Annotated in this window: 7 protein-coding genes and 1 pseudogene; 2 read left to right on the forward strand and 6 right to left on the reverse strand. The window is 64.5% G+C overall.

Annotated elements, in window-relative coordinates:
• Positions 1 to 50 precede the first annotated feature (50 nt).
• The 6 genes from rsfS to obgE all read right to left on the reverse strand — a co-directional run bounded on the left by rsfS (position 51) and on the right by obgE (position 5,580).
• Positions 51 to 482 carry a ribosome silencing factor gene (rsfS, locus tag AC5DC2_RS16020; protein ID WP_036237750.1) on the reverse strand — a complete coding sequence of 144 codons (432 nt, stop codon included), beginning with the start codon at positions 480 to 482 and terminating at the stop codon, positions 51 to 53.
• 110 nt (positions 483 to 592) lie between these two features.
• Positions 593 to 1,465, reverse strand: a complete 873-nt coding sequence (locus AC5DC2_RS16025) for a hypothetical protein (protein WP_491699195.1) — start codon at positions 1,463 to 1,465, stop codon at positions 593 to 595.
• On the reverse strand, positions 1,449 to 2,042 hold the full coding sequence (locus tag AC5DC2_RS16030) for a nicotinate-nucleotide adenylyltransferase (protein WP_491699200.1): 594 nt from the start codon (positions 2,040 to 2,042) through the stop codon (positions 1,449 to 1,451). The genes AC5DC2_RS16025 and AC5DC2_RS16030 overlap by 17 nt, the downstream gene beginning before the upstream one ends.
• A gap of 40 nt (positions 2,043 to 2,082) precedes the next feature.
• Positions 2,083 to 3,363 (reverse strand): glutamate-5-semialdehyde dehydrogenase, encoded by a 1,281-nt coding sequence (locus tag AC5DC2_RS16035; RefSeq protein WP_491699196.1) that lies wholly within the window; start codon positions 3,361 to 3,363, stop codon positions 2,083 to 2,085.
• The gene (proB, locus tag AC5DC2_RS16040) at positions 3,356 to 4,519 is read right to left on the reverse strand and encodes a glutamate 5-kinase (RefSeq protein ID WP_491699197.1); all 1,164 of its coding nucleotides are present in this window, start codon (positions 4,517 to 4,519) and stop codon (positions 3,356 to 3,358) included. Before proB ends, AC5DC2_RS16035 begins: the two co-directional genes overlap by 8 nt.
• Positions 4,520 to 4,521: 2 nt before the next feature.
• Positions 4,522 to 5,580, reverse strand: a complete 1,059-nt coding sequence (obgE, locus tag AC5DC2_RS16045) for a GTPase ObgE (protein ID WP_491699198.1) — start codon at positions 5,578 to 5,580, stop codon at positions 4,522 to 4,524.
• Positions 5,581 to 5,779: 199 nt separating this feature from the next.
• On the opposite strand from obgE, the gene purD reads away from it, so the two are divergent.
• Together purD and AC5DC2_RS16055 are read left to right on the forward strand one after the other, a co-directional pair.
• The gene (gene purD / locus AC5DC2_RS16050) at positions 5,780 to 7,051 is read left to right on the forward strand and encodes a phosphoribosylamine--glycine ligase (RefSeq protein ID WP_491699199.1); all 1,272 of its coding nucleotides are present in this window, start codon (positions 5,780 to 5,782) and stop codon (positions 7,049 to 7,051) included.
• A gap of 229 nt (positions 7,052 to 7,280) precedes the next feature.
• A pseudogene (locus tag AC5DC2_RS16055) lies at positions 7,281 to 7,549 on the forward strand (hypothetical protein); the annotation flags it as partial.

Genomic DNA, 7,549 nt, shown 5'->3' on the forward strand with positions numbered 1-7,549 from the left:
TCTACGCATCGTGCTTTCCGAAAATCGATTCCGATTTTCGGGCCGATGCGCTAGTGCAGGCGTCCCTCGTTCATTTCGGGCGCGGACCACATCTTCTCGATATTGTAGAACTCGCGAACTTCCGGCCGGAATACATGGACGATCACGTCACCGGTGTCGATCAGCACCCAGTCTCCGGCATCCTGGCCTTCAACCCTGGGGGTGCCTGCACCCGATTGCTTGATGTCCTTGACCAGATGGTCGCAAATCGCCACGACATGGCGGTTCGAACGTCCGGACACGACCACCATGTGGTCGCCGAGCGCCGATTTGCCCTTGATGTCGATGGTTACGATATCTTCAGCCTTGGAATCCTCAAGGCTGGCGAGGACGGTGGACAAAGCCTGATCCGCGGCATGGACGCCGCTTTTCCTGCTCTTCGGTGCAGCATCGTCTGCGGCACCTTTGGCGTGCAATGTTGTCAGGGGTCTTCCTTTCTTCATGGACCGGAACAAGCACGATTGCGACTCGTGGCGCCCACGAGTCTCTATAAAGATAGGAGCCAATGGGGGTATCGCGCAAGGTTCTCGTTGAAAAACGCCCGGCGGCGGCGTCAGGGAATGCGGAAGGCAAGGCACGTGGCGTCGTCGCTGACCTTGTAGCGCGGAAAGCGCTCGCCTTCGGGATCCGTGATCCGCTCGATTTCACGCAACCGTGCCAGCAGCGCCGGAAGGCCCTCGTCAAAAGCGGCATCGATCAGTTCCCGAGGGCCGAAAGCGTCGTAATTGTCACAAAGGGCGGCGAAGCCATCCGAACAGAGCAGGCCGCGGGCGGGGGCCTTGATGCCGGTTTCCTCGCGCACGATCTCGTTTGCCGCCTCCGGCACCAGGCCGAGCGTGAAGATGCGCCCGCCCGGCATGTTGTGTTTCGAGCGGCTTTCGCGCAGCGCCGCACGCGTCTTTCCGTCTCCGCCGATATCGTTCTTGCCGCCAAAGCCGCCGGTGCGGGCGAGATGCGCGCGGGCGGCGGCGATTTCCCGGTCACGGTTGCCCTTCAGCGCGGTGGTCTCGAACACCTCTCCGTCGTCCTCCGACTGCAGGAACAGGCGGCAGTCGCCGAGCCCGTAGGACACGAGCCGGTCGCCCTCGACCCTGAGCATCTGGAAAGCTGCGGCCGGCCACATGTAGCGCGGCAGGTCGCCGGTTCCGGCGGTCTTGAAATAGGTCGCGCGGGCTTCTTCGTTGAGGCGGGAGACAACGGCGGCGACGCTCTCTTCGCTGCCTGCCCTGGAAAAAGCCGCCGCCGCGTGGTCGGCAAGCCAGGCGGCATCGCTCGGATGGTCCGTCATCACCTGCCGGTCGGCAATGCCGGTCGCGCCGTCGATGACGAAGGCGCTGTGCCCGTTTGCGCCGGCCCGATCCTCGCTGTGGCCGCCGGGTTTGCCGGGATCGTTGAGACTGGCGACGACCTCAATCCGCGTCATCATGGCCTCGCCTGAGCGCCGTGGAGCTGACATTCGAACGCGGACCGTGGATGAAGGTCCAGGCCGGCGGCGTCATCCGCGCCAGCGCCCGGGCATCGCGCTCGGCAATGCGGGCCTTGTCGAGCGTGCGCGCTGCCTTTGAGGAAAGATAGGTCAGCGTCGAGCCGGGCCGGTCGATCACGGCAAGCGGCACGGTGCGGGCGATTGCGCGCCATTCCTGCCAGCGGTGAAAGTCGCCGAGATTGTCGGCGCCCATGATCCAGACGAAATGGACGCCCGGGTTGCGGCGAACGATATGGCGGATGGTGCGGGCCGTATAAGCGGTGCCGATCGTCTTTTCGAGTGCTGAGACGCGGATGCGCGGATCGCGCGCCAGTTTCTCGCTCAGCGCCAGCCGTTCCTCGAGCGGGGCAAGGCCATTTCCGCTCTTCAGCGGGTTGCCGGGCGTGACCAGCCACCAGAGCTGGTCGAGGCCGAGGCGCTGGATCGCCAGGCTCGCCACCAGGAAATGCCCCTCATGCGGCGGGTTGAAGGAACCGCCGAAAAGGCCGATCGCCATGCCCGGCTCGCAATAGGGCATGGCAAGATAGCGCTGGTCGATCGTCCCCTCGGTCAAACTGTCACGCCCGCGTCTGTCCCGTGCCGCGCACAAGATATTTGAACGATGTGAGCTGTTCGACGCCGACCGGCCCGCGCGCATGCATCTTGCCGGTGGCGATGCCGATCTCCGCCCCCATGCCGAACTCGCCGCCATCGGCAAACTGCGTCGAGGCATTGTGCAAAAGGATCGCCGAGTCGATCTCGTTGAAGAAACGGGAAACGACTTCATGGTCCTCGGCAATCACCGCCTCGGTGTGATGGGAAGAATATTTTCCGATATGCTCGATGGCGCCGGAAATACCGTCGACGAGCTTCACTGAAATGATCGCGTCGAGATACTCCGTGGTCCAGTCGTCGTCATTTGTTTCATCGCGGCCGCGGGCATAGTCGATCATGTCGTGATCTACCCGCACGAGGCAGCCCTTTTTCTCCAGCGCCTCGATCAGCGGGGTCGCGAAGGTGTCGGCCGCCGCGCGGTCGATCAAAAGCGTCTCGGCCGCCCCGCAAATGCCCGTGCGGCGCATCTTGGCGTTGACGACGATGTCGCGCGCCATGCCGAGATCGGCGGATTTGTCGACATAGATGTGGCAGAGGCCTTCCAGATGGGCAAAGACCGGCACGCGCGCTTCCGATTGCACGCGGGCAACGAGGCTCTTTCCCCCGCGCGGGACGATCACGTCAATATTTCCGGAAAGGCCGGACAGCATCTCGCCGACGGCGGCGCGGTCGGTGGTCGGCACGATCTGGATCGCGTCCTCCGGCAGACCGGCCTCGGCAAGACCCGCCTTCAGCGCGCCGTGGATCGCGCGCGCCGAACGCGCCGAATCCGAACCGCCGCGCAGGATCACGGCATTGCCGGCCTTCAGGCAGAGCGCGCCGGCATCGGCCGTCACATTCGGGCGGCTCTCATAGATGACGCCGATGACGCCGAGCGGCGTGCGCACGCGCGAGATCGTCAACCCGTTCGGACGGTCCCATTCGGCGATCAGCTTGCCGACCGGATCGTCCAGCGCGGCAATGGCGCGGATGCCGTCTGCCATGGCGGCAATGCGGGCGTCACTCAGTTCCAGCCGGTCGATGAAGGAGCCGGTGATGCCGTTTTCGCGGGCCGCGGCGACATCCTTCTCGTTCTCGGCCAGGATATCCGGCGCGCGCGCCTCGATCTCGCGGGCCATGGCGAGGAGCGCCCGGTTCTTGGTCTCGGTCGAGGCGATCGCCAGCTTCTGCGCTGCTGCGCGCGCGCGCGTTCCAAGCGCCCGCATCACGGCGGCGATATCGTCTTTGTGAACCTGGTCAAGCATGGGTCGAGCTTTCGTTCTGTTTCTTCTTGCCGATGGCGGCCATCACCAGGTCGTCGCGGTGGACCATGGCCGCGCGGGCCGGATAGCCGAGGATCGCCTCGATATCGACTGTCTTCTGGCCGGCGATCATGCGCGCCTCGTCGCTGTCATAGCCCGAAAGTCCGCGCGCGACCTCGCCGCCTTTCATGTTGACGATCGCCACAGTGTCGCCGCGCGAGAAATGGCCGTCAACCGCCGTCACGCCGGCCGGCAGAAGGCTGTTGCCGCGCTTGAGTGCAGCCACCGCGCCATCATCGATATGGATCGTGCCGGCGGGCAGAAGCTGGCCGGCAATCCATGTCTTGCGGGCGTTCACCGGCGTGTGCGAGGCGTGGAACATCGAGTGGCGCGCGCCCTCCTCGATCGCCTTCAGCGGGTGGTCGATCTTGCCGGAGGCAATCACCATGGCGCAGCCGGCGGCGGTTGCGATCTTGCCGGCCTCGATCTTGGTATGCATGCCGCCGCGGGACAGTTCCGAAGCCGCGCCGCCGGCCATGGCCTCGATCTCGGGCGTGATCGCCTCGATCTCGGCCAGAAAGTGAGCATGGGGGTCGAGATGCGGCGGGGCCGTGTAAAGCCCGTCAATATCGGACAAAAGCACCAGAAGCTCCGCCCCGATCATGGTGGCCACGCGGGCGGCCAGCCGGTCATTGTCGCCGTAGCGGATCTCCGAGGTGGCGATCGTGTCGTTCTCGTTGATGATCGGAACGGCGCCCGCTTTCAGAAGCTGCAGGATCGTGGCGCGGGCGTTCAGATAATGCCGCCGCTCCTCGGTGTTCTGCAGGGTCAGCAGGATCTGGCCCGCGAGAATGGCGTGGTGGCGCAGGCTCTCGGTCCAGGCGCCGGCAAGTCCGATCTGGCCGACGGCGGCAGCCGCCTGGGCCTCTTCCAGCTTCAGCGTGCCGGAATGGCTGTGCAGCACGGTGCGACCGAGCGCTACGGCGCCGGAGGATACGACCAGTACTTCGACGCCAGCGGCCTTGAGTGCTGCGATGTCATCGCAAAGGCGGTTCAGCCAGTCGGTCTTGAGCCCGTGTGTTCGGTCGACGAGCAGTGCCGAACCGATCTTGATCACGATCCGCCGATAATGCGTCAGCGAACGGTGCATGCCGTTCATTGTCAGGGCTCCCACTTGTCGTGCCGGCCCTTGTCGATGCCCCGTTCGGGCGCGGCAATGCCAAGACGTGCCTCTTCGGCGCGGATGATCTCGGCAAGGGCCGAAAGCACTTCGGTCATGCCTTTCTGGGCAACGGCCGAGATCGCGAAAACCTTGCCGCCGGATGCCTCTTCCAGCGCCTTTTTCTTTGCCGCAAGCATCTCGTCGTCCAGAATGTCGATCTGTGACAGCGCGACGAGCTCGTGCTTGTCGGCCAGTTCGTGGCCATAGGCCTGAAGCTCGTGACGCACGGTGCGATAGACGGCGGCGACATCCTCTTCCTGGGAGGAGATCAGGTGCAGCAGCACGCGGGTGCGCTCCACATGGCCCAGGAACCGGTCGCCGATGCCGATTCCTTCATGCGCGCCCTCGATCAGGCCGGGAATGTCGGCGAGAATGAATTCGCGCCCATGGATGCTGGCAACGCCGAGATTGGGATGCAATGTCGTGAACGGATAATTGGCGATCTTCGGGCGCGCGCGAGTCACGGTCGCCAGAAAGGTCGACTTGCCGGCATTGGGCAGGCCGACGAGCCCGGCATCGGCGATCAGCTTCAGCCTCAGCCAGATCGTCTTTTCCTGCCCCTCAAGGCCGGGGTTGGCCCAGCGCGGCGCCTGGTTGGTCGCGGTCTTGAAATGGGCATTGCCGAAGCCGCCATTGCCGCCCGAGGCCAGCCGGTAGCGCTCGCCGATTGCGGTCAGGTCGCAGATCAGCGTCTCACGGTCTTCCTCGAAGATCTGCGTGCCGACCGGAACCTTCAGCGTCACGCTCTTGCCGTTGGCGCCGGTGCGGTTGCGGCCCATGCCATGGCCGCCCGTCTCGCCCTTGAAATGCTGCTGGTAGCGGAAATCGATCAGCGTGTTCAGCCCTTCGACCGCTTCCACCCACACATCGCCGCCGCGTCCGCCGTCGCCGCCGTCCGGGCCGCCGAACTCGATATATTTCTCGCGGTGGAACGAGACAGACCCGGCCCCGCCGTCGCCGGAGCGGATATAGACTTTTGCCTCATCGAGAAATTTCATGGTTCGTCGCTTTTGTCTTCATGTGTGTGGGGTAAAACCGCCCGCATCGTTAGCGTCCGTCGGCGGCAAGGTCAAAGAATATCGTGAAAAACCGTTGCTGCAACATACCGCGCGGCGGCAACGGCACGCAACGCGGCCTTGACCTTTGCCGCGCGTCTGCTTACCCAACCGCCAGCAGGTGACAACTGGAGCGGACCCCATGAATGTCCTTCTGATCGGCTCGGGCGGGCGCGAGCATGCGCTGGCCTGGAAACTCTCGCAATCGCCGCGTCTCGGCGTGCTTTATGCCGCGCCCGGCAATCCGGGTATCGCGGCCCATGCCGAATGCGTGAAGCTCGATCCGGCCGATCATGCGGCGGTTATCTCCTTCTGCCGCGAGAAGGACATCGGTCTCGTTGTCGTCGGCCCCGAAGCGCCGCTGGTGGACGGCCTCGCCGATGCGCTGAGCGAAGCAGGCATCAAGGTCTTCGGACCGACAAAGGCCGCCGCCCGGCTCGAGGGCTCGAAGGGGTTCACCAAGGATCTCTGCGCCCGATACGATATTCCGACCGGCGCCTACCGCCGCTTCGCCGATGGAGAGGAGGCCAAGGCCTATGTCGGCGAGATCGGCGCGCCGATCGTGATCAAGGCTGATGGTCTGGCCGCCGGCAAGGGCGTGACCGTCGCCCGCACCAGCGCCGAGGCGCTCGCCGCCATTGACGACTGCTTTTCCGGCACGTTCGGTGCCGCCGGCGCCGAGGTCGTGGTCGAGGAATTTCTGGTCGGCGAGGAGGCGAGCTTCTTCTGCCTCTCCGATGGGAAGAACGCGCTGCCGCTTGCCACCGCCCAGGACCACAAGGCCGTCGGCGACGGCGATACCGGGCCGAATACCGGCGGCATGGGCGCCTATTCGCCAGCCCCGGTGATGGATGAAGCGATGATTGCCCGCACCATGAAAGAAATCATCGAGCCGACGATCCGCGGCATGGCGGAGATGGGCCATCCCTTCAAGGGTGTGCTCTACGCAGGGCTTATGATCACGGAAAAGGGCCCGGAACTGATCGAATATAATGTGCGCTTCGGCGATCCGGAGTGCCAGGTGCTGATGATGCGGCTTCAAAGCGACCTTCTGGATATTCTGGAAGCCGCCGCCGATGGCGCGCTGGACAAGGCTTCCGCAGCATGGAGCGAGGACACGGCGCTCACCGTCGTCATGGCGACGAAGGGCTATCCGGGCTCCTACAGGAAGGGCAGCGAGATCAGCCGGCTTCCCGAAGACGGACCGGACGCACGCACCTTCCACGCCGGAACGGCGATGCGCGACGGCAAGCTTGTCGCAAGCGGCGGGCGCGTGCTGAATGTTACCGCACTTGGCCACAACGTCACCGAGGCCCAGACCCGCGCCTATGCGCTGATCGAGGATATCGACTGGTCCGACGGCTTCTGCCGCCGCGACATCGGCTGGCGCGCGGTGGCGCGCGAGGAGGGTTGAACCGGCTGCCGGTCGCGGGTTTCCCGGCAAACGCGCTTGACTTGTCCCTTCGGCCGGCGCTAATTGCGCACGGCCCCGCGCCGCCTGCCGCCCGCGCGCCTGACATTCAGGCGATGGTGAAGTCGCGCGATCCTTCGTCCGTTGTTTTCTCAGACGACACTCGAAGCCTATGGCAATGCGGGTCCCATAACTGGCCGCCTCAGGCGTTACGAGTGTCCCGAGGGACAACATGATGGAAACTTCTTCCGAGCCGCAGGCTAATCCCTATCTTTCAGGCCCGATTGCGCCGCTTTTCTTCAAGACCGCAGCCCCGATCGTGCTTTTGATGCTGGTGAGCGGCCTCTTTACTGTGGTCGACGCCATCTTTCTCGGCGTTTATGTCGGGCCGCGCGCGCTGGCCGCTACCGTTTCGCCCGTCTCCGCCCTTCGTGTGTGCAGCTTCGTGGTTCGACTTCGAGCGGAGACTGAGACCCACGAGTCACAGTCAGAGCAGAAGAG

Source organism: Martelella sp., from assembly GCF_984369615.1.

Coding starts and splice junctions, on each gene's coding strand:
- rsfS (WP_036237750.1), bottom strand. CDS start 482: ATGAAGAAAGGAAGACCCCTGACAACATTGCACGCCAAAGGTGCCGCA.
- AC5DC2_RS16025 (WP_491699195.1), bottom strand. CDS start 1,465: ATGATGACGCGGATTGAGGTCGTCGCCAGTCTCAACGATCCCGGCAAA.
- AC5DC2_RS16030 (WP_491699200.1), bottom strand. CDS start 2,042: ATGCCCTATTGCGAGCCGGGCATGGCGATCGGCCTTTTCGGCGGTTCC.
- AC5DC2_RS16035 (WP_491699196.1), bottom strand. CDS start 3,363: ATGCTTGACCAGGTTCACAAAGACGATATCGCCGCCGTGATGCGGGCG.
- proB (WP_491699197.1), bottom strand. CDS start 4,519: ATGAACGGCATGCACCGTTCGCTGACGCATTATCGGCGGATCGTGATC.
- obgE (WP_491699198.1), bottom strand. CDS start 5,580: ATGAAATTTCTCGATGAGGCAAAAGTCTATATCCGCTCCGGCGACGGC.
- purD (WP_491699199.1), top strand. CDS start 5,780: ATGAATGTCCTTCTGATCGGCTCGGGCGGGCGCGAGCATGCGCTGGCC.